General features: G+C 70.7%; 18 protein-coding genes. 15 read left to right on the forward strand and 3 right to left on the reverse strand.

The window, feature by feature from the left end; all coding sequences use genetic code 11:
- A complete protein-coding gene (locus FZ046_RS16400; protein WP_070351690.1) occupies window positions 1-687 on the reverse strand; it encodes a fasciclin domain-containing protein in 687 nt (228 codons plus the stop codon).
- 161 nt (window positions 688-848) lie between these two features.
- On the opposite strand from FZ046_RS16400, the gene dxr reads away from it, so the two are divergent.
- The 6 genes from dxr (at window position 849) to FZ046_RS16430 (ending at window position 8,049) form a co-directional block, all read left to right on the forward strand.
- Window positions 849-2,030 (forward strand): 1-deoxy-D-xylulose-5-phosphate reductoisomerase, encoded by a 1,182-nt coding sequence (gene dxr / locus FZ046_RS16405; protein WP_070351691.1) that lies wholly within the window; start codon window positions 849-851, stop codon window positions 2,028-2,030.
- The gene (locus FZ046_RS16410) at window positions 2,027-3,256 is read left to right on the forward strand and encodes a M50 family metallopeptidase (protein ID WP_070351692.1); all 1,230 of its coding nucleotides are present in this window, start codon (window positions 2,027-2,029) and stop codon (window positions 3,254-3,256) included. The genes dxr and FZ046_RS16410 overlap by 4 nt, the downstream gene beginning before the upstream one ends.
- Before the next feature lie 25 nt (window positions 3,257-3,281).
- Complete coding sequence (ispG, locus tag FZ046_RS16415) at window positions 3,282-4,442, forward strand: flavodoxin-dependent (E)-4-hydroxy-3-methylbut-2-enyl-diphosphate synthase (RefSeq protein WP_070351693.1); 1,161 nt, start codon at window positions 3,282-3,284, stop codon at window positions 4,440-4,442.
- Between the two features lie 53 nt (window positions 4,443-4,495).
- The gene (locus FZ046_RS16420) at window positions 4,496-5,350 is read left to right on the forward strand and encodes a GNAT family N-acetyltransferase (protein WP_070351694.1); all 855 of its coding nucleotides are present in this window, start codon (window positions 4,496-4,498) and stop codon (window positions 5,348-5,350) included.
- A gap of 203 nt (window positions 5,351-5,553) precedes the next feature.
- Window positions 5,554-7,371, forward strand: coding sequence for a penicillin-binding transpeptidase domain-containing protein (locus FZ046_RS16425; RefSeq protein WP_070351695.1), 1,818 nt, complete (start codon window positions 5,554-5,556; stop codon window positions 7,369-7,371).
- 60 nt (window positions 7,372-7,431) lie between these two features.
- A complete protein-coding gene (locus FZ046_RS16430; protein WP_070351696.1) occupies window positions 7,432-8,049 on the forward strand; it encodes a DUF1707 SHOCT-like domain-containing protein in 618 nt (205 codons plus the stop codon).
- On the opposite strand, the gene FZ046_RS16435 is transcribed toward FZ046_RS16430, so the two are convergent.
- Window positions 8,050-8,403: a PaaI family thioesterase gene (locus tag FZ046_RS16435; RefSeq protein WP_246183053.1), complete on the reverse strand. Its 354-nt coding sequence runs from the start codon at window positions 8,401-8,403 to the stop codon at window positions 8,050-8,052.
- A gap of 128 nt (window positions 8,404-8,531) precedes the next feature.
- On the opposite strand from FZ046_RS16435, the gene map reads away from it, so the two are divergent.
- The 3 genes from map to FZ046_RS16450 all read left to right on the forward strand — a co-directional run bounded on the left by map (window position 8,532) and on the right by FZ046_RS16450 (window position 10,688).
- Window positions 8,532-9,392, forward strand: a complete 861-nt coding sequence (gene map / locus FZ046_RS16440; RefSeq protein WP_070351698.1) for a type I methionyl aminopeptidase — start codon at window positions 8,532-8,534, stop codon at window positions 9,390-9,392.
- A 2-nt stretch (window positions 9,393-9,394) separates the two neighbouring features.
- Entirely contained in the window at window positions 9,395-10,060 is a 666-nt protein-coding gene (locus FZ046_RS16445) for a hypothetical protein (RefSeq protein WP_083298015.1), read from the forward strand.
- Window positions 10,061-10,124: 64 nt separating this feature from the next.
- A complete protein-coding gene (locus FZ046_RS16450; RefSeq protein WP_070351699.1) occupies window positions 10,125-10,688 on the forward strand; it encodes an alpha/beta fold hydrolase in 564 nt (187 codons plus the stop codon).
- A 33-nt stretch (window positions 10,689-10,721) separates the two neighbouring features.
- On the opposite strand, the gene FZ046_RS16455 is transcribed toward FZ046_RS16450, so the two are convergent.
- Window positions 10,722-12,302, reverse strand: a complete 1,581-nt coding sequence (locus FZ046_RS16455; RefSeq protein WP_070351700.1) for an amino acid permease — start codon at window positions 12,300-12,302, stop codon at window positions 10,722-10,724.
- A gap of 207 nt (window positions 12,303-12,509) precedes the next feature.
- On the opposite strand from FZ046_RS16455, the gene FZ046_RS16460 reads away from it, so the two are divergent.
- Genes FZ046_RS16460 through FZ046_RS16485 form a run of 6 tightly spaced genes read left to right on the forward strand, consistent with a single transcriptional unit; the run spans window position 12,510 to window position 17,811 of the window.
- On the forward strand, window positions 12,510-13,859 hold the full coding sequence (locus tag FZ046_RS16460) for a glutamine synthetase family protein (protein ID WP_170292515.1): 1,350 nt from the start codon (window positions 12,510-12,512) through the stop codon (window positions 13,857-13,859).
- The gene (locus tag FZ046_RS16465; protein WP_070351702.1) at window positions 13,846-14,595 is read left to right on the forward strand and encodes a gamma-glutamyl-gamma-aminobutyrate hydrolase family protein; all 750 of its coding nucleotides are present in this window, start codon (window positions 13,846-13,848) and stop codon (window positions 14,593-14,595) included. Before FZ046_RS16460 ends, FZ046_RS16465 begins: the two co-directional genes overlap by 14 nt.
- Window positions 14,595-15,959, forward strand: coding sequence for an aldehyde dehydrogenase family protein (locus tag FZ046_RS16470; RefSeq protein ID WP_070351703.1), 1,365 nt, complete (start codon window positions 14,595-14,597; stop codon window positions 15,957-15,959). The genes FZ046_RS16465 and FZ046_RS16470 overlap by 1 nt, the downstream gene beginning before the upstream one ends.
- A 2-nt stretch (window positions 15,960-15,961) precedes the next feature.
- Entirely contained in the window at window positions 15,962-16,735 is a 774-nt protein-coding gene (locus FZ046_RS16475) for a 3-oxoacyl-ACP reductase (RefSeq protein WP_070351704.1), read from the forward strand.
- 6 nt (window positions 16,736-16,741) lie between these two features.
- The gene (locus tag FZ046_RS16480; protein WP_070351705.1) at window positions 16,742-17,479 is read left to right on the forward strand and encodes a FadR/GntR family transcriptional regulator; all 738 of its coding nucleotides are present in this window, start codon (window positions 16,742-16,744) and stop codon (window positions 17,477-17,479) included.
- Window positions 17,480-17,490: 11 nt separating this feature from the next.
- On the forward strand, window positions 17,491-17,811 hold the full coding sequence (locus tag FZ046_RS16485; protein ID WP_070351706.1) for an ArsR/SmtB family transcription factor: 321 nt from the start codon (window positions 17,491-17,493) through the stop codon (window positions 17,809-17,811).
- Window positions 17,812-17,876 lie beyond the last annotated feature (65 nt).

Raw genomic sequence — 17,876 nt, forward strand, 5'->3', positions numbered from 1 at the left:
TCAGGCCGGCGGCATCAGCACGGTGTCGATGAGGTACACCGTGGCGTTGGCGGTCTTCACGCCACCGCAGACCAGGCCGGCGTCGTTGACCTTGAGGTCGGCGCCGGAGCCGGTGACGTTGACGTTGGCGCCCTGCAGGGTCTTGTGCTCACCGGCGACCTGCGCGGGGCTGGCCTGGCCCTCGACCACGTGGTAGGTCAGGATGCTGGTCAGCAGGTCCGAATCGGTCTTCAGCTTCTCGATCGTGGCCGGATCGATCTTCGCGAACGCGTCGTCGGTCGGCGCGAACACCGTCAGACCGGGGTTGGAGTTCAGCGTCTCGACGAGGTTGACGTTCGGGTTGAGCTTGCCCGAGAGCGCTTGGGTGAGCGTCTTGAGCATCGGGTTGTTCGACGCGGCGACGGCCACCGGGTCCTGGGCCATGCCGGTGACCGAGGCGGGGCCGCTCGGGTTCTGCTCGGCGTAGGCGGAGCAGCCGTTGCCCACGAGGTTGGCGGCGGGGTCGGCCGCGGCGCTGGAACTCGGCGCCGACGAGGAACTCATCACGCTGGAGGAGATGCTGCTGGCGCTGCTGGAGACGCTGCTGGCGGTGCTGCTCGCCTCCTCGCTCGAACAGGCCGAGAGGCCGAGGATCGCGATCGCGCTCAGTCCTGCTGCCGTCACGGCCCTGCGGTGCGTCGAACTCATCAGTGATCACTCCCATGTGTCTGGGACGACGACGTCGTCGCCCCGAGGTCGGTTGACGCGGGGGATTCGGGCCGCCGTCGACAGCGGATCGGTTCGGGGAGGTCTGCGTCACATACGCGTCACTTTTCGGTCGCAGCGCCCACGGGCGGCACAATGGTGCGGTGACCTCCGACCGGCTCCGCGTCCTGATCCTGGGCAGCACCGGTTCCATCGGCACCCAGGCACTCGAGGTGATCGCCGCCAACCCGGACCGCTTCGAGGTCGTCGGCCTCGCCGCCGGCGGTGGCAACGCCGACCTGCTGGCCCGGCAGCGGGCCGAGACCGGTGTCTCCGCCGTCGCCGTCGCCGACCCGGAGGCGGCCGCGCGCATCGGCGACGTCCCCTTCGCCGGCCCCGACGCGGCGACCCGGCTCGTCGAGGAGACCGGTGCCGACGTCGTGCTGAACGCCCTCGTCGGTGCGCTGGGCCTGCGGCCCACGCTGGCGGCGCTGGCCACGGGCGCCCGGCTGGCGCTGGCGAACAAGGAGTCGCTCGTCGCGGGCGGCCCGCTGGTGCTCGACGCCGCGGCGCCCGGCCAGATCGTCCCCGTCGACTCCGAGCACTCGGCGCTGGCGCAGTGCCTGCGCGGCGGCAGCGCCGACGAAGTGGCGAAGCTCGTCCTGACCGCGTCGGGCGGACCGTTCCGCGGATGGACGGCCGACGCGCTGGAGTCCGTCACCCCCGAGCAGGCCGGTGCCCACCCGACGTGGTCGATGGGCCCGATGAACACGCTGAACTCGGCGTCGCTGGTCAACAAGGGGCTCGAGCTGATCGAGACGCACCTGCTGTTCGGCGTTCCGTACGACCGCATCGACGTCGTCGTGCACCCGCAGTCGATCGTGCACTCGATGGTGACGTTCACCGACGGGTCGACGCTGGCGCAGGCCAGCCCGCCCGACATGAGACTGCCGATCGCCCTGGCGCTCGGCTGGCCGGCCCGGGTACCGGGTGCCGCGCCCGCCTGCGACTTCACCACCGCGTCCACCTGGACCTTCGAGCCGCTCGACGACGAGGTGTTCCCCGCCGTCGCCCTGGCCCGGCACGCCGGCGTGACCGGCGGCTGCATGACCGCGGTCTACAACGCCGCGAACGAGGAGGCCGCCGAGGCGTTCCTCGCCGGCCGGATCGGCTTCCCGGCCATCGTGCGCATCGTCGGTGACGTGCTGCACGCCGCAGGCCAGTGGGCGGCCCGACCAGCTACCGTGGAAGACGTACTCGACGCGCAGGACTGGGCACGGGCGACGGCCCGGACGTTCTTCGGGGCCCACCGGCGCGCGCAGGAGGAGGTCGTAGGAACCCGATGATGTTCGCAACGGGCATCGTGCTGTTCGCCCTGGCCATCCTCGTCTCGGTGGCCCTGCACGAATGCGGCCACATGTGGGTCGCGCGCGCCACCGGCATGAAAGTGCGACGCTACTTCGTCGGTTTCGGCCCGACCGTGTGGTCGACCATGCGGCCCAACCGGCTCGGGCAGACCGAGTACGGCGTCAAGGCCATCCCGCTCGGCGGCTTCTGCGACATCGCCGGCATGACCGCCGTCGAGGAACTCACCCCGGACGAGCGGCCCTACGCGATGTTCCGGCAGAAGGTGTGGAAGCGCGTCGCGGTGCTGTTCGCCGGCCCCGGCATGAACTTCGTCATCGGCCTCGCGCTGATCTACGGCATCGCCATCGCCTGGGGACTGCCGAACCTGCACCAGCCCACCAACGCCATGGTCGGTGAAACCGCCTGCGTCGCTTCGCAGGTCAGCAAGGACCAGATGGGGGAGTGCACCGGACCCGGCCCCGCGTCGCTGGCGGGCATCCGCACCGGCGACGTCGTGACCAAGGTCGGCGACACGTCGGTCGGCACCTTCGACGAACTGGTCGCCGCGGTGCGCAAGCTCGACGGCCCCACGGCGTTCACCGTGCAGCGCGCGGAGAACGGCCAGACCCGCGAGTTCACCACCACCGTGGACGTCACGCCCACCCAGCGCTTCACGTCGACGGATGCGTCGGCTCCCACCAGGGTCGGGGCCGTCGGCATCGCACCGGCGACGTTCGGGCCGACGCAGTACAACCCGCTCTCGGCGGTGCCCGCGACGTTCGCATTCACCGGCGACCTGGCGGTGGAGCTGGGCAAGTCGCTGGCGAAGATCCCCAGCAAGGTGGGTGCGCTGGTCGACGCCATCGGCGGCGGCGAGCGCGACAAGGAGACGCCGATCAGCGTCGTCGGCGCCAGCATCATCGGCGGCGACACCGTCGAGGCCGGCCTGTGGGTGATGTTCTGGTTCTTCCTCGCCCAGCTGAACTTCGTGCTGGGTGCGGTGAACCTGCTGCCGCTGCTGCCGTTCGACGGCGGGCACATCGCGATCGCGACCTACGAGAAGATCCGCGACATGATCCGCCGGGCCCGCGGCATGGTGGCCGCCGGGCCGGTGAACTACCTGAAGTTGATGCCCGCCACCTACGTCGTGCTCGTCGTCGTGGGCGGCTACATGCTGTTGACGGTCACCGCCGACCTCGTCAACCCCATCCGGCTCTTCCAGTAGTCGGCCGTACCGAGAGAAGGAACGCATGACCTCCATCGGCCTGGGCATGCCGGCGCCTCCGCCGCCCGTCCTGGCGCCGCGCCGCGCGACCCGCCAGTTGATGGTCGGCGACGTCGGCGTCGGCAGCGAGCACCCCATCGCGGTGCAGTCGATGTGCACCACCAAGACCCACGACATCAACGCGACGCTGCAGCAGATCGCCGAACTCACCGCGTCGGGCTGCGACATCGTGCGCGTGGCCTGCCCACGGCAGGAGGACGCCGACGCGCTGCCGGCGATCGCCGCCAAGTCGCAGATCCCGGTGATCGCCGACATCCACTTCCAGCCCAAGTACATCTTCGCCGCGATCGACGCGGGTTGCGCCGCGGTGCGCGTCAACCCCGGCAACATCAAGGAGTTCGACGGCCGGGTCAAGGAGGTCGCCAAGGCGGCCGGAGCCGCGGGGATCCCGATCCGCATCGGCGTCAACGCCGGCTCGCTGGACAAGCGGTTCATGGACAAGTACGGCAAGGCGACGCCCGAGGCGCTCGTCGAGTCGGCGCTGTGGGAGGCGTCGCTGTTCGAGGAGCACGGCTTCGGCGACATCAAGATCAGCGTCAAGCACAACGACCCCGTCATCATGGTCGCGGCCTACGAGCTGCTCGCGTCCAAGTGCGACTACCCGCTGCACCTCGGCGTGACCGAGGCGGGGCCGGCGTTCCAGGGCACCATCAAGTCGGCCGTCGCGTTCGGCGCCCTGCTGAGCAAGGGCATCGGCGACACCATCCGCGTTTCGCTGTCCGCGCCGCCGGCCGAGGAGGTCAAGGTGGGCAACCAGATCCTCGAGTCGCTGAACCTGCGGCCGCGCGGTCTGGAGATCGTGTCGTGCCCGTCCTGCGGGCGCGCCCAGGTCGACGTCTACCGGCTCGCCAACGAGGTGACCGCCGGGCTCGAGGGCATGGAGGTGCCGCTGCGCGTGGCCGTCATGGGCTGCGTCGTCAACGGACCCGGCGAGGCCCGCGAGGCCGACCTCGGGGTGGCCTCCGGCAACGGCAAGGGCCAGATCTTCGTCAAGGGCGAGGTCATCAAGACCGTGCCCGAGGCGCTGATCGTCGAGACGCTGATCGAGGAGGCCATGCGGATCGCCGCCGAGAGCGAGGACGACGGGGCGTCTGCCAGCGGTCCTCCCGTGGTGACCGTAAGCTGAATCCAGCCCCTGTGAGCGGGGTCACCGCCGAAGCCCGCCGAGAAAGAGTCCCGATGTCGGCTCCTCCGCTGTTTCGTCTCGCCGACGATCGACGCGTGACGGTGGTCCGCGACGCCGCGGCCGTGCACCGGGTGCTCGACGCGGACCCGGTCGGTACGTGCATGGTGGCGTCCCGGGTGGTCGATCACGGCGTGGACCCGACGGCGATCGGCGGCGAGCTGTGGACCCGCCGCGAACCCGGTGAGTCGCTGTGCTTCGCCGGGGCGAATCTCATTCCGCTACGCGGCCGGGTGTCCGACGTGCACGCGTTCGCCGACAAGGCGATGAGTGCGCCGCGCCGCTGCTCGTCGCTCGTCGGGCACGCCGAGTTGGTGCTGCCGATGTGGTCGCGGCTGGAACGGGCCTGGGGCCCCGCGCGCGACGTTCGCGAGGACCAGCCGCTGATGGCGCTCGACCGCGAACCGCAGTGCGCCGTCGACCGGGCGGTGCGGCCGGTGCGGATGGACGAACTCGACGCCTACCTGGTGGCCGCCATCGACATGTTCATCGGCGAGGTCGGCATCGATCCGCGGCTCGGCGACGGCGGCCGCGGTTACCGCCGCCGGGTGGCCGGACTGATCGCGGCCGGACGGGCGTGGGCGCGCTTCGAGCGCGGCGAGGTGGTGTTCAAGGCCGAGGTGGGCTCGCAATCGCCGGCCGTGGGACAGATCCAGGGCGTGTGGGTGCATCCGGACCGGCGCGGCCAGGGCCTCGGCGCCGGCGGAACTGCGGCGCTCGCCGGCGCGGTGGTCGGCAGCGGGCGCATCGCCAGCCTCTACGTCAACGCGTTCAACAGCGTTGCGCGGGCGACCTACGACCGGATCGGCTTCACCCAGGTCGGCACCTTCGCGACCGTCTTGCTGGACTGACCGCCGCCCCCGTCGCCCGCCGCCCCCGTCGCCCGCCGCCCGGTTGGCGGACGCCCCCGTCGCCGAAATGACGTTTTCTGCGCTCGAGCCGTGCGCGTGAGCGCAGGGAATGTCATTTCGGCGCAGATGCGGTTACGATCGGGTCACCGCGACGCGGTGCGCCTCCACCGAATCGTGTCGTCTCCCTTTTAACATCAGCCCCAATGGCATCGCTAACCTCATCCGCATCACGGGCTGCGGCGTTGCTGACGGTCACCGTCGTCGCCGCGGGCGCGTTGAGCGCGTGCACCCCGAAACCCAACGGTCCCGAACCGGCCGCCGAGGCGTTCTTCGCTGCGCTCGCCACCGGCGACACCGGCACCGCCGCCGAACTGGCGGACAAGCCCGCCGAGGCCCGCGAGGCGCTCAACGAGGCGTGGAAGGGCCTGCAGGCCACCCACCTCGATGCGCAGATCACGGGCTCGCGCTACGCCGAGGACACCGGCAGCATCAAATACCGCTACACCTGGCACCTGCCGAAGAACCGCACCTGGTCCTACGACGGTCAGCTCAACATGGTCCGCGACGAGGGCCGCTGGGAAGTGCGGTGGAGCCAGACCGCGGTGCACCCCAACCTCGGTGAGCACCAGACCTTCGCGCTGCGGTCGGATGCGCCCCGGCGCGCGTCGGTCAACGAACACGGCGGCAGCGACGTCCTGGTGCCGGGCTACCGGTACGGCTACGCCCTGGACGCCAAGGCCGCCGGCGGCGCGCTGATGCCGACGGCCACCGCCGTCGCCGATGCGCTGCGCCCCTTCGACCCCACCCTGGACCCGCAGCGTCTCGCCGAGCTGGCGAGTTCCTCGCCGTCGCCGATGACGCTCGTGACGTTGAACCAGGCGGACCACGACCGGGTGCAGCCCGCGCTCGCCGACCGGCCCGGCGTGGTCGTCACCCCGCAGCCCGATCTGCTGCCCACCGACCCGACCTTTGCGCCGGCGATCATCAACCAGGTCAAGACCGCGGTCACCGACCAGCTCGACGGCGAGGCCGGCTGGCAGGTGGTGAGCGTCAACCAGAACGGCGCCGAGGTCGACGTGCTCAACGAGGTGCCGGGCAACCCGGCTCCCTCGGTGACGATCAGCCTGGACCGCGCGGTGCAGAACGCCGCGCAGGACGCGGTGAACATGGTCGGCAGGAAGGCCATGCTCGTCGCCATCAAGCCGTCGACCGGCGAGATCCTCGCCGTCGCGCAGAACGCCGCGGCCGACCAGGACGGTCCGACGGCGACGATGGGTCTCTACCCGCCGGGCTCGACCTTCAAGATCATCACGGCGGGCGCCGCGATCGACCGCGGCATGGCCACCCCCAACACGCTGCTCGGCTGCCCGGGCCACCTCGACATCGGCCACCGCACGGTGCCCAACTACGGCGGCTTCGACCTCGGCACGGTGCCGCTGTCGCGGGCGTTCGCCAGCTCCTGCAACACGACGTTCGCCGAACTCGCCAGCAAGATGCCACCGCGCGGATTGACCAGCGCCGCAGCGCAATACGGCATCGGTCCGGACTACGCGGTGGACGGCATCACCACCGTCACCGGATCGGTGCCGCCGACGGTCAACCTCGCCGAGCGCACCGAGGACGGCTTCGGCCAGGGCAAGGTGCTCGTCAGCCCGTTCGGCATGGCGCTGGTCGCGGCGACGGTCGCCGCCGGCCACACGCCGGTGCCGCAGTTGATCGCCGGGCGGCCCACGCAGATCACCGACGCGGGTCCGCCGATCTCGCCGACCATGATCGACGGGTTGCGGCCGATGATGCGCCTCGTCGTCACCAACGGCACCGCCAAGGACCTCAACGGTGCCGGCGACGTGCGCGGCAAGACCGGCGAGGCCGAGTTCGCCGGCGGGTCGCACGCCTGGTTCGCCGGCTATCGGGGCGACCTGGCCTTCGCGGCGCTGATCGTTGGGGGCGGCAGTTCGGAGTACGCGGTGCGGATGTGCCGCGACATGTTCGCCGGCCTGCCGCCCGACTACCTGGCGTGAGCACGGCCACCCCGGTACCGGGCCACGCGGGGTGCGACCGGCGGTACCGTTGAGGACGTCATGACCGGGATCGAGGACGACGCCTCGCGCGCGCTGGTGCCCGCCAGCGGCGCCGATGCGCTGCGCATCTCCGACGCCGACCGCAACGGCACACTGCGCCGGCTGCACAATGCCGTCGCGTTGGGACTGATCGACATCGACGAGTTCGAGGAACGCTCGGCTGCCGTCGCTCGCGCCCGGATGCAGTCCGAGCTGGCCGCCCTCGTCGGCGACCTTCCCGGGCCGGGCGCCATCGTCACCTCCGCAACCGACCGCGTCGAGCTGCGCGGCGTGCTCGGCTCGCTGAAGCGGCAGGGCGAATGGGTGGTGCCGACGCGTCTGGCACTGCACCGGCGGATGGGGTCGATCGACCTCGATCTGACCAAGGCGCGCTTCGCCGGCCCGATCGTGGTCATCGAACTCGACACGCGGTTCGGGTCGGTCGAGATCCGCCTGCCCGACGGTGCCAGCGCGTCGATCGACGACGTGGAGGTCATCGTCGGCAGCGCCCGCGACCATCGTCGCGACGCTCCCGCCGAGGGGCGTCCGCACGTCGTCCTGACCGGCCGCTGCGTCTTCGGGTCAGTGGACATCCGCGGCCCGCGGCGGGCCGTGATGGGCCGCTTCCGGCGCGGCTGACTAGCGCCGCTCGAGCACCGCGAACGTCAGCGTCGCGCGCGCGGCCAACCGGTCGCGCGCCACGTCGCGGACGTCGACCGCGGTGACGATCAGGCGCCGCCCGGCCCGCACGACGGTCGCCTCCGCCCGCGCGGGCCCGTCCAGGATCGGCGCGAGGAAGTGCACGTTCATGTCGGCGGTGGTGACGTCGGAACCCGCGACGTCGCCGGCCAACCGGCCCGCGGCGACGTCGATCAGCGTCGCGACCAGCCCGCCCTGCAGGGCACCGCGGATGTTCGTCAGGTCGGGCCGGTTGTCCATCTCGATGACGAGCCGCTCGTCACCCGGGGCCAACGAGGCCTCGACGTCGCGCATGCCCAACTTCGCCAGCAGGTGGCCTTCGACGCCCATCACCGCACGGTAACATCATTACCGCTGGTCGCGACGCCGTCCCCGGCCGCGTGTGACGGCGGACCGGGGGCGCCGGCCATTACCCTGGAGGCATGGCCGTCCGTACCGCCCTCCGTCCCGGCACCCTCGCCCCCCGACTGCCGGTGCCCAACTCCATCCCGCGGCCCGAGTACGCGTGGCAGCCCACGGTTCGGGAGGGCTCCGAGCCGTGGGTGCAGACCCCCGAGGTCATCGAGAAGATGCGCGTCGCCGGACGCATCGCGGCCGACGCCCTGGCCGAGGCGGGCAAGGCCGTCGCGCCGGGTGTCACCACCGACGCGCTCGACCGGATCGCCCACGAGTACATGGTCGACCACGGCGCCTACCCGTCGACCCTGGGCTACAAGGGCTTCCCGAAGTCGTGCTGCACGTCGCTCAACGAGGTCATTTGCCACGGCATCCCGGACTCGACGGTGATCGAGGACGGTGACATCGTCAACATCGACGTCACCGCCTACATCGACGGCGTGCACGGCGACACCAACGCGACGTTCCTCGCGGGCGACGTGTCCGAAGAGCACCGCCTGCTCGTCGAGCGCACGCACGAGGCCACGATGCGGGCCATCAAGGCCGTCAAGCCCGGCCGGGCGCTGTCGGTGGTGGGCCGGGTGATCGAGTCGTACGCGAACCGATTCGGCTACAACGTCGTTCGCGACTTCACCGGGCACGGCATCGGCACCACGTTCCACAACGGGCTCGTCGTCCTGCACTACGACCAGCCCGCGGTCGAGACCATCCTCGAACCCGGGATGACGTTCACCATCGAGCCGATGATCAATCTCGGCGCGCTCGACTACGAGATCTGGGACGACGGCTGGACCGTCGCGACCATCGACAAGAAGTGGACCGCGCAGTTCGAACACACCCTGGTGGTCACCGAACAGGGCGCCGACGTCCTCACATTGCCGCGGTGACCGTGCTCCGGGTGCGCGTCCTGCCGGTGCTGGCGGTCCTGGCCGCCGTCGCCGCCGGCTGCGCGAACCCGGTGCAGGGCAGCGCAACCTGGCCCGGTGACCGGTTGCAGCGCGCGATCCTCACCGCCGCCGACTTCCCGCCCGGGGTCACCTACGACCTCCTCGAGGACCAGTCCGACACCCCCGACGGCGCCGGCGGGCCGCCCCCGATGCTGTCGGAGCCGACGGGGTGCACCGACGGGCTCACCAAGGTCATCACCGCGTCGGCCGAACGCGGCCCCGGCAGCGCGCTGCGCTACCTCGTCGCCTACGACGGCGCGCGCATCCTCGTCACCGTGCTGTCCTGGCCGCTGGACCTCGACGGCCTGGCCGCCGAGGCCGCCCGGTGCGCAAGCTTCGAGGCCTTCTTCGACCCGTCGTCGGACGGCATCCCGATGACGACGACGCCGCTGGACCAGGGCCGGCCGGACGTCCTGGCGTACCGGCAGACGTTGCGGCTCGGCGGCGAGGAGAGCAGCGTCTACTACTGGTTCGCCAATGCCGGGCGCTCGGCGGTGTTCGCCGTCGCCTTCCCGACGCCGAACCCGGCCATCAGCGTCAAAGCCGCGTTGCCGCAAACCTTTCTGGAGTTGGCGGGACGACAGACCGACCGGCTCGGAACACGCTGAGCGTCGCCTGTGAGAGCGTTCGAAACCCGCTCCGCACACCCGGGAATCCCTGTAGCGTGGCCGAATGCCATCGACCGTTCTCACCGTTGACGGGTTCGCCGCGACCGTCGACGTCTCCGGACCCGAACAGGGGTCGGTCGTCGTGCTCCTCGGCGCGGCGCAGCTCGGTCCGGCGGCCTACGAGGGGGTGTGCCAGCGGCTGCACACCGCGTCGCTCAAGACGGTCGTCATCGCCCCCGACCCCGAGCTGTCCGCGAAGAACGTCATCGGCATCCTCGACGCCCTCGGGGTGCGCTGGGCGCTGCTCGTTGGCGACCGGGTCGGCGGGGAACTCGCCTGGGAGCTGGCCGCCACGCGGCTCGACCGGTTCATCGGGCTGGTCGTCATCGACCGCGGACATCCGTGCGTGGGCGATCAGGCCGGCATCGTGCGCGACGCCGACTGCCCGCCGGTGGAGGTGAACACGACGGCGTTGGTCAGCTCACCCGCCGCCCGCGCGGTGGCGCGCGCCAGCCAGCGCTACGTCTACGGCGACTACCGCGTGGTCGAGCTGCTGGGCCGCCGCAACGCCGCCGAGTCGACCGCGCAGCTGGCCGCCGAGATCGTGATGCGCACCAGCACCTGGTGACGCCGGGTCGCACGCGGCGACCCGGCGCGTCCATCAGGGCGTGTCCAGCACCACCTGATCGCCGGTGGCCGTGACCTCGACCTGCTTGATCGGCCCGGTGAACCACTTCTTCACCGACAGGTGCCAGTACAGGTACAACAGGATCAGCACGGCGCCGACGAGCAGCGGGGTGTAGTTCACGTACTTCCACTCGAAGCCGGGGTCCCACGGCGCCCCGAGGTTCGACGTCGGCCACAGCGCGATGAACGACGTCACCAGGATCTCGATCAGTGCCACGGGGGCCATCCACCGGTGGTGACCGCGCAGGTTCCACTTGCCCACGGGGAAGGCGTCACCGGCCTTCCACCGGTAGTAGATCGGCACGGCGAAGCACAGGTACAGCCCGACGACGCCGATCGACACCACCGCGAAGAACGCCACCGGGACCGGTGCGCCGTTGATGTCGACCTCGACCAGGGCGGGCAGCGTGATGAGCGCGGCGAGCACCGCGGTGACCACGACGCCGTTGGCGGGGATCTTGTGCTTGCTGACCTTCGACCACAGCTGGTGGCCGGGGACCGCGCGGTCGCGGCTGAAGGCGAACAGCATGCGCGAGGCACTGGTCTGGCAGGCGGTGGCGCAGAAGAACTGACCGGCCGTCGAGATCAGCAGCACGATGCCCATCCACTGGGTGTCCAGCGCCTGGCCGAAGATGACGGCGACGGCGCCGCCGCCCGCGGTGACCTCGTCGACGTCCTGCACGGCGAACAGGAACGACAGCAGCAGGATCCAGCCACCGATCGCGGAGTAGAAGATCGACCGCCAGATGCCCTTGGCCGCACCGTCGGCCGCGCTCTTGGTCTCCTCGGACAGATGCGCCGAGGCGTCGTAGCCGGTGATTGTGTACTGGGTGAGGATCGCCGAGATCGGCAGCACGAAGAACAGGAAGCCGATGCCGGAGGTGGAGCCCCCGAAGAACCCGGTGTTGTTCACGGTCGTCGCGAAGACCTCGTGCAGGCTCGCGTGCTGCTCGGGCAGCAGCCAGAGGATGGCGATCACGGCGACCGCGCCCGCGACGTGCCACCACACCGAGACGTTGTTGATGACGGCGAGCAGGTGCGACGAGAAGATGTTGATGACCGCGGAGATCGCCAGGATGACGACGAACAGCAGGAACGTCCGCTTCAGGCTGTACCCCGCGAGCCAGGTCTCGCTGAACGTGCCCAGCGTCAGGTCGAGGAACGTCGCGCAGCCGTAGGAGACCGAGGCGAGGATGGCGATCAGACCGATGAGGTTGAGCCAGCCGGTGTAGAACCCGGCCTTGACGCCGCCGAGTTTCGCTGCCCACCAGTAGATTCCGCCGGACGTCGGGTAGGCCGAGACCAACTCGGACATGCACAGGCCGATGACCAGGATGAACACCGAGATGATCGGCCATCCCCAGGCGATCGCCGCGGGGCCGCCGTTGTTCCAGCCGAGGCCGAACGACGTGAAGCAGCCCGCCAGGATGGAGATGATCGAGAACGAGATGGCGAAGTTGGAGAAACTCGACCACGTCCGGTTGAGTTCCTGGGTGTACCCCAGCGAGGCCAGGTGCTTCTCGTCCTCGTCCAGGATCTCGTGACCCTCTGGCACGGTGGTTCTCCTCTACGGCAGCTGGGCCCGCCGCGGCGCGGCGTACCTTCGGGAGGATATGACCGCATTGGTCGGCTGTCCTACCTTTGGCGGTGACAGTTGTGTAAAACTGCTCCCGGTCGGCCGGGAGCGTTCTCGCCCAATGGTTGACTTTCCGACATGTCCGACAGGGGAGAGCCCGTGACGACCGACAGCAACCGACCCGGCATGCTGACCCTCCAGGAGCTGGAGCGGCTCGTCGCCGCCGGCGACGTGGACACCGTGGTGGTGGCCTTCGCCGACATGCAGGGCCGGCTGACCGGCAAGCGCATCTCGGCCCGGCTCTTCGTCGACGACGTCGCCGCGCACGGCGCCGAGTGCTGCAACTACCTGCTGGCCGTCGACGTCGACAACAACACCGTCGACGGGTACGCCATCTCCAGCTGGGAGACCGGCTACGGCGACATGGTGATGACGCCGGACTTCGACACCCTGCGGTTGCTGCCCTGGCTGCCCGGCACCGCGCTGGTGATGGCCGACCTGTCCTGGACCGACGGGCGCGTCGTCGCCCAGGCGCCGCGGAGCATCCTCGGGCGCCAGCTCGACCGGCTGACGGAGATGGGCCTGGTGCCGCACGCCGCCACCGAACTCGAGTTCATGGTGTTCGACGACACCTACCGCGCGGCGTGGGCCGCCGGCTACCGCGGGCTGACGCCGGCGACGGACTACAACATCGACTACGCGATGCTGGCCTCCACCCGCATGGAGCCGCTGCTGCGCGACATCCGGCTCGGCATGGAGGGCGCCGGGATGTACTGCGAGGGCGTCAAGGGCGAGTGCAACCTGGGCCAGCAGGAAATCGGCTTCCGCTACGACCACGCGCTGGTCACGTGCGACAACCACACCATCTACAAGAACGGCGCCAAGGAGATCGCCGACCAGCACGGCAAGAGCCTCACGTTCATGGCGAAGTTCGACGAGCGCGAGGGCAACAGCTGCCACATCCACATCTCGCTGCGCGGGGCGGACGGTGCCGCGGTGTTCGCCGACGACGCCGACGAATTCGGCATGTCGTCGATGTTCCGCAGCTTCGTCGCGGGCCAACTGGCGACGCTGCGCGAGCTGACGTTGTTCTACGCCCCGAACATCAACTCCTACAAGCGCTTCGTCGACGGCAGCTTCGCGCCCACCGCGGTGGCGTGGGGCCTGGACAACCGCACCTGCGCACTGCGGGTGGTCGGTCACGGGCAGGGGATGCGGATGGAGTGCCGCGCGCCGGGTGGCGACGTCAACCAGTACCTGGCGACCGCGGCGCTCATCGCCGGCGGCCTGCACGGCATCGAGCAGGGTCTCGAACTGCCGGAGCCGTGCCGCGGCAACGCGTATTCCGCCGGCGCGGAACGCCTTCCGACGACGCTGACCGAGGCGGCGCGGCTGTTCGACGAGTCCGCGGTGGCACGGGCGGCGTTCGGCGACGACGTCGTCGACCACTACCTCAACAACGCCCACGTCGAACTCACCGCCTTCAACGCGGCGGTCACCGACTGGGAGCGGGTGCGCGGCTTTGAGCGGCTCTGAGTCGATCCGGCCGGTCATCGGCCTCACCACCTATCTGCAGCGCGCGCAGACCGGCGTGTGGGACGTCACCGCGAGCTTCCTGCCCGGCATCTACGTCGAGGGCGTCACGCTGGCCGGCGGAATCGCCACCCTGCTCCCGCCGCAGCCGGTCGACCAGGTGATCGTCGACCGCGTGCTGGACACACTCGACGGCTTGGTGATCACGGGTGGCAAGGACGTCGATCCGGCCGCCTACGGGCACCGGCCGCACCCCAGCACCGACGAACCGGCCCGCGACCGCGACGCGTGGGAGTTCGCGCTGCTGCGGGGGGCGCTCGCGCGACGGCTGCCCGTGCTCGGGATCTGCCGCGGCGCGCAGGTGCTCAACGTCGCGCTGGGTGGCACGCTGCACCAGCATCTGCCCGACGTCGTCGGGCACACCCGTCACCAGGCCGGCAACGCCGTGTTCACGACCTCGTCGGTGCGCACCGTCCCGGGGACCCGCCTCGCCGCGCTGATCGGCGAGTCGTCCGAGGCGCAGTGCTACCACCACCAGGCCATCGACCGGCTCGGTGACGGGCTGCTCGTCTCGGCCCGCGATGCCGTCGACGGCGTCGTCGAGGCCGTCGAACTCGATTCCGCCCGACACCCCTGGGTGCTCGGCGTGCAGTGGCACCCCGAGGAGCGTCTCGACGACCTGCGGCTGTTCGCCGGCGTGGTCGAGGCCGCCCGCGCCCACGCAGGAGAAAGGATCTGATGAGTTCCGCCACGCTGATCAACCCGGCGACCGAGGAGGTGCTGCGCACCGTCGACCTGCTCGACGTCGACGCCGTCGACGACGCCGTCGCACGGGCGAAGGCGGCCCAGAAGCGGTGGGCCGCACTGGCGCCCGCGGAGCGCGCGGCCGGGCTGCGGGCGTTCGCCGCCATCGTCGACAGTCACGTCGGCGAACTCGCCGCGCTCGAGGTCGCCAACTCCGGCCATCCGATCGGCAACGCCGAGTGGGAGGCCGGCCACGTCCGCGACGTGCTGCAGTACTACGCGGCGAGCCCGGAACGGCTGATCGGCAAGCAGATTCCCGTCGCCGGCGGGCTCGACGTGACGTTCCACGAGCCGCTCGGCGTCGTCGGCGTCATCACGCCGTGGAACTTCCCGATGACGATCGCGGCATGGGGCTTCGCGCCGGCCCTGGCCGCGGGCAACGCCGTCGTCCTCAAGCCCGCGGAGTGGACGCCGCTCACCAGCGTCCGGCTCGCGGCACTCGCCGCCGAGGCGGGCCTCGACCCGGACCTGTTCCAGGTACTCCCCGGCCGCGGCTCGGTGGTCGGCGAGCGCTTCGTCACCCACCCGGACGTCCGCAAGGTCGTGTTCACCGGGTCGACGGCCGTCGGCACGCGGGTCATGGCGGGCGCCGCCGCACGGGTCAAGCGCGTCACGCTGGAACTCGGCGGCAAGAGCGCCAACATCGTGTTCGACGACTGCGACCTCGAACGCGCGGCCGCGACCGCACCCTACGGCGTCTTCGACAACGCCGGTCAGGACTGCTGCGCGCGCAGCCGGATCCTGGTGCAGCGCACCGTCTACGACCGCTTCATGGAACTGCTGGAACCCGCGGTTCGGGGCGTCGTGGTCGGCGACCCGAACGATCGTGGCACCGAGATGGGCCCGCTGGTGGCCAAGCCGCACTGGGAGTCGGTCCGCTCCTTCGTGCCCGACGACGCGCCGGTCGCGTTCCGCGGCACGGCCCCGGGCGGGCCCGGGTTCTGGTTCCCGCCCACGGTGCTCACCCCGCAGCGCAGCGACCGCACCGTCACCGAGGAGATCTTCGGCCCCGTCGTCACGGTGCTGCCGTTCGACGACGAAGCCGACGCCATCGCGCTGGCCAACGACACCCCGTACGGCCTGTCCGGGTCCATCTGGACGGAGAACCTGTCCCGCGCGGTGCGGGTGTCGCGGGCCGTCGAGGCCGGAAACTTGAGCGTCAACTCGCACTCCTCGGTGCGCTACACGACCCCGTTCGGTGGCTTCAAACAGTCCGGCCTCGGCCGCGAACTCGGCCCCGACGCCCCCGAACACTTCACCGAGACCAAGAACGTCTTCTTCCAGATCGGAGAGAGCTAGGCATGGATCTGACCCAGCGGCTGGCGGGCAAGGTCGCCGTCATCACCGGCGGCGCGAGCGGCATCGGGCTGGCCACGGCCAAGCGGATGAAGGCCGAGGGCGCCACGATCGTCATCGGCGACATCGACCCGAAGACCGGCAAGACCGTCGCCGACGATCTCGGCGGCACCTTCGTCGCCGTGGACGTCTCGGACCAGGTGGCCGTCGATCACCTCTTCGACACCGCGGCCGAGGAGTACGGCTCGGTCGACATCGCCTTCAACAACGCCGGCATCAGCCCGCCCGAGGACGACCTCATCGAGAACACCGGCGTCGACGCCTGGGACCGGGTGCAGGACATCAATCTCAAGTCGGTGTTCTTCTGCTGCAAGGCCGCACTGCGCCACATGGTCCCGGCGCAGAAGGGATCGATCGTCAACACCGCGTCGTTCGTCGCGGTGATGGGTTCGGCGACCTCGCAGATCTCCTACACCGCCTCCAAGGGCGGCGTGCTGGCGATGTCGCGCGAACTCGGCGTCCAGTACGCCCGGCAGGGCATCCGGGTCAACGCGCTGTGCCCCGGCCCGGTCAACACCCCGTTGCTGCAGGAGCTGTTCGCCAAGGATCCCGAACGCGCCGCGCGTCGGCTGGTGCACGTGCCGGTCGGCCGGTTCGCCGAGCCCGAGGAACTCGCGGCGGCGGTGGCGTTCCTGGCGTCGGACGACGCGTCGTTCATCACCGCGTCGAGCTTCCTGGTCGACGGCGGCATCAGCGGCCACTACGTGACGCCGCTGTAGCAGCCCGTGACCGTCGAACCGGATCCGCAGCCCGACGGGCGCCCAGGGGCGCCCGCGACGTGGCTGCGCCCGGTGCGGCTGGGCAACGCGTTCGAGGACACCGTCGGCCGGCTGCTGGAGACCATACGGCTCGGCGTGCTGGCGCCCGGCGAATGCCTGCCGCCGGAACGCGAACTCGCCACCCGGCTCGGCGTGAGCCGCGACACCGTCCGCGACGCCATCAAGTCGCTGGCCGAGGCCGGCTACCTGGTGTCCCGGCGCGGCCGGTACGGCGGCACGTTCCTCGCCGAGGAGCTGCCCGGGCCGCGGATCGACGACATCCGGTTCGGCCGCGCCGACATCGACGACGCCCTGCGGCTGCGCGAGATCCTCGAGGTGGGTGCCGCGCGGATGGCGGCCGGGCGGACTCTGACGGCCAGCGAGCGCGAGACGCTGTGGGGCCGGTTGACCGACGTGCGGGACGCGACGCCGCAGGACTACCGGCGGCTGGACTCGCGGCTGCACCTGGCGATCGCCGAGGCGGCGGGCGTGCCGTCGCTGCCGCCGCTGGTCGCCGACAACCGCATGCGCATCAACGAGATGCTGGACCAGATTCCGCTGTTGGGCCGCAACATCGCGCACTCCGACCAGCAGCACGACGCGATCGTGCTGGCGATCCTCGCCGGCGACGCGGACGGCGCCGCCGAGGTGATGGCCGACCACGTGTGGGGATCGGCGGCGCTGCTGCACGGCTTCCTGGATTAGATTCTTCTGCCATGGAGGACGAGGCGGTGGTCGAGCGGGCGTCGTCGGCGCTGGCCGACGTCGACACGTCGCAGTGGACCCGGCGATTCGATCTGCTCTCCGATCCGCACCGGCTGGAGATCCTGCTGAGCCTGCACCGCGCGCCCGGCATCTGCGTCGGCGACCTCGCCGCGGCGCTGGGCCGCTCGGAGAACGCCGTCTCCCAGGCGTTACGGGTGCTACGCGGCCAGGGCTGGGTGAGCAGCACCCGCGCCGGCCGCTCGGTCAGCTACCGCCTCGACGACGAGATCGTGCACGACCTGTTGCACTGGATCGGCGCCCGGCACGGCTGAGGCCCGACTGCGGGGTGTGCCGATTGTCCGAAACCGTCCCGGCGTGCCCGCCGAGCAGTACATTC

Source organism: Mycolicibacterium grossiae, assembly GCF_008329645.1.
Lineage (GTDB): Bacteria > Actinomycetota > Actinomycetes > Mycobacteriales > Mycobacteriaceae > Mycobacterium > Mycobacterium grossiae.

Excerpts from the sequence above, each read along its gene's own strand:
- FZ046_RS16400 (WP_070351690.1), bottom strand. The coding sequence starts at position 687 with ATGAGTTCGACGCACCGCAGGGCCGTGACGGCAGCAGGACTGAGCGCG.
- FZ046_RS16410 (WP_070351692.1), top strand. The coding sequence starts at position 2,027 with ATGATGTTCGCAACGGGCATCGTGCTGTTCGCCCTGGCCATCCTCGTC.
- ispG (WP_070351693.1), top strand. The coding sequence starts at position 3,282 with ATGACCTCCATCGGCCTGGGCATGCCGGCGCCTCCGCCGCCCGTCCTG.
- FZ046_RS16420 (WP_070351694.1), top strand. The coding sequence starts at position 4,496 with ATGTCGGCTCCTCCGCTGTTTCGTCTCGCCGACGATCGACGCGTGACG.
- FZ046_RS16425 (WP_070351695.1), top strand. The coding sequence starts at position 5,554 with ATGGCATCGCTAACCTCATCCGCATCACGGGCTGCGGCGTTGCTGACG.
- FZ046_RS16430 (WP_070351696.1), top strand. The coding sequence starts at position 7,432 with ATGACCGGGATCGAGGACGACGCCTCGCGCGCGCTGGTGCCCGCCAGC.
- FZ046_RS16435 (WP_246183053.1), bottom strand. The coding sequence starts at position 8,403 with ATGCGCGACGTCGAGGCCTCGTTGGCCCCGGGTGACGAGCGGCTCGTC.
- map (WP_070351698.1), top strand. The coding sequence starts at position 8,532 with ATGGCCGTCCGTACCGCCCTCCGTCCCGGCACCCTCGCCCCCCGACTG.
- FZ046_RS16450 (WP_070351699.1), top strand. The coding sequence starts at position 10,125 with ATGCCATCGACCGTTCTCACCGTTGACGGGTTCGCCGCGACCGTCGAC.
- FZ046_RS16460 (WP_170292515.1), top strand. The coding sequence starts at position 12,510 with ATGCTGACCCTCCAGGAGCTGGAGCGGCTCGTCGCCGCCGGCGACGTG.
- FZ046_RS16470 (WP_070351703.1), top strand. The coding sequence starts at position 14,595 with ATGAGTTCCGCCACGCTGATCAACCCGGCGACCGAGGAGGTGCTGCGC.
- FZ046_RS16475 (WP_070351704.1), top strand. The coding sequence starts at position 15,962 with ATGGATCTGACCCAGCGGCTGGCGGGCAAGGTCGCCGTCATCACCGGC.
- FZ046_RS16485 (WP_070351706.1), top strand. The coding sequence starts at position 17,491 with ATGGAGGACGAGGCGGTGGTCGAGCGGGCGTCGTCGGCGCTGGCCGAC.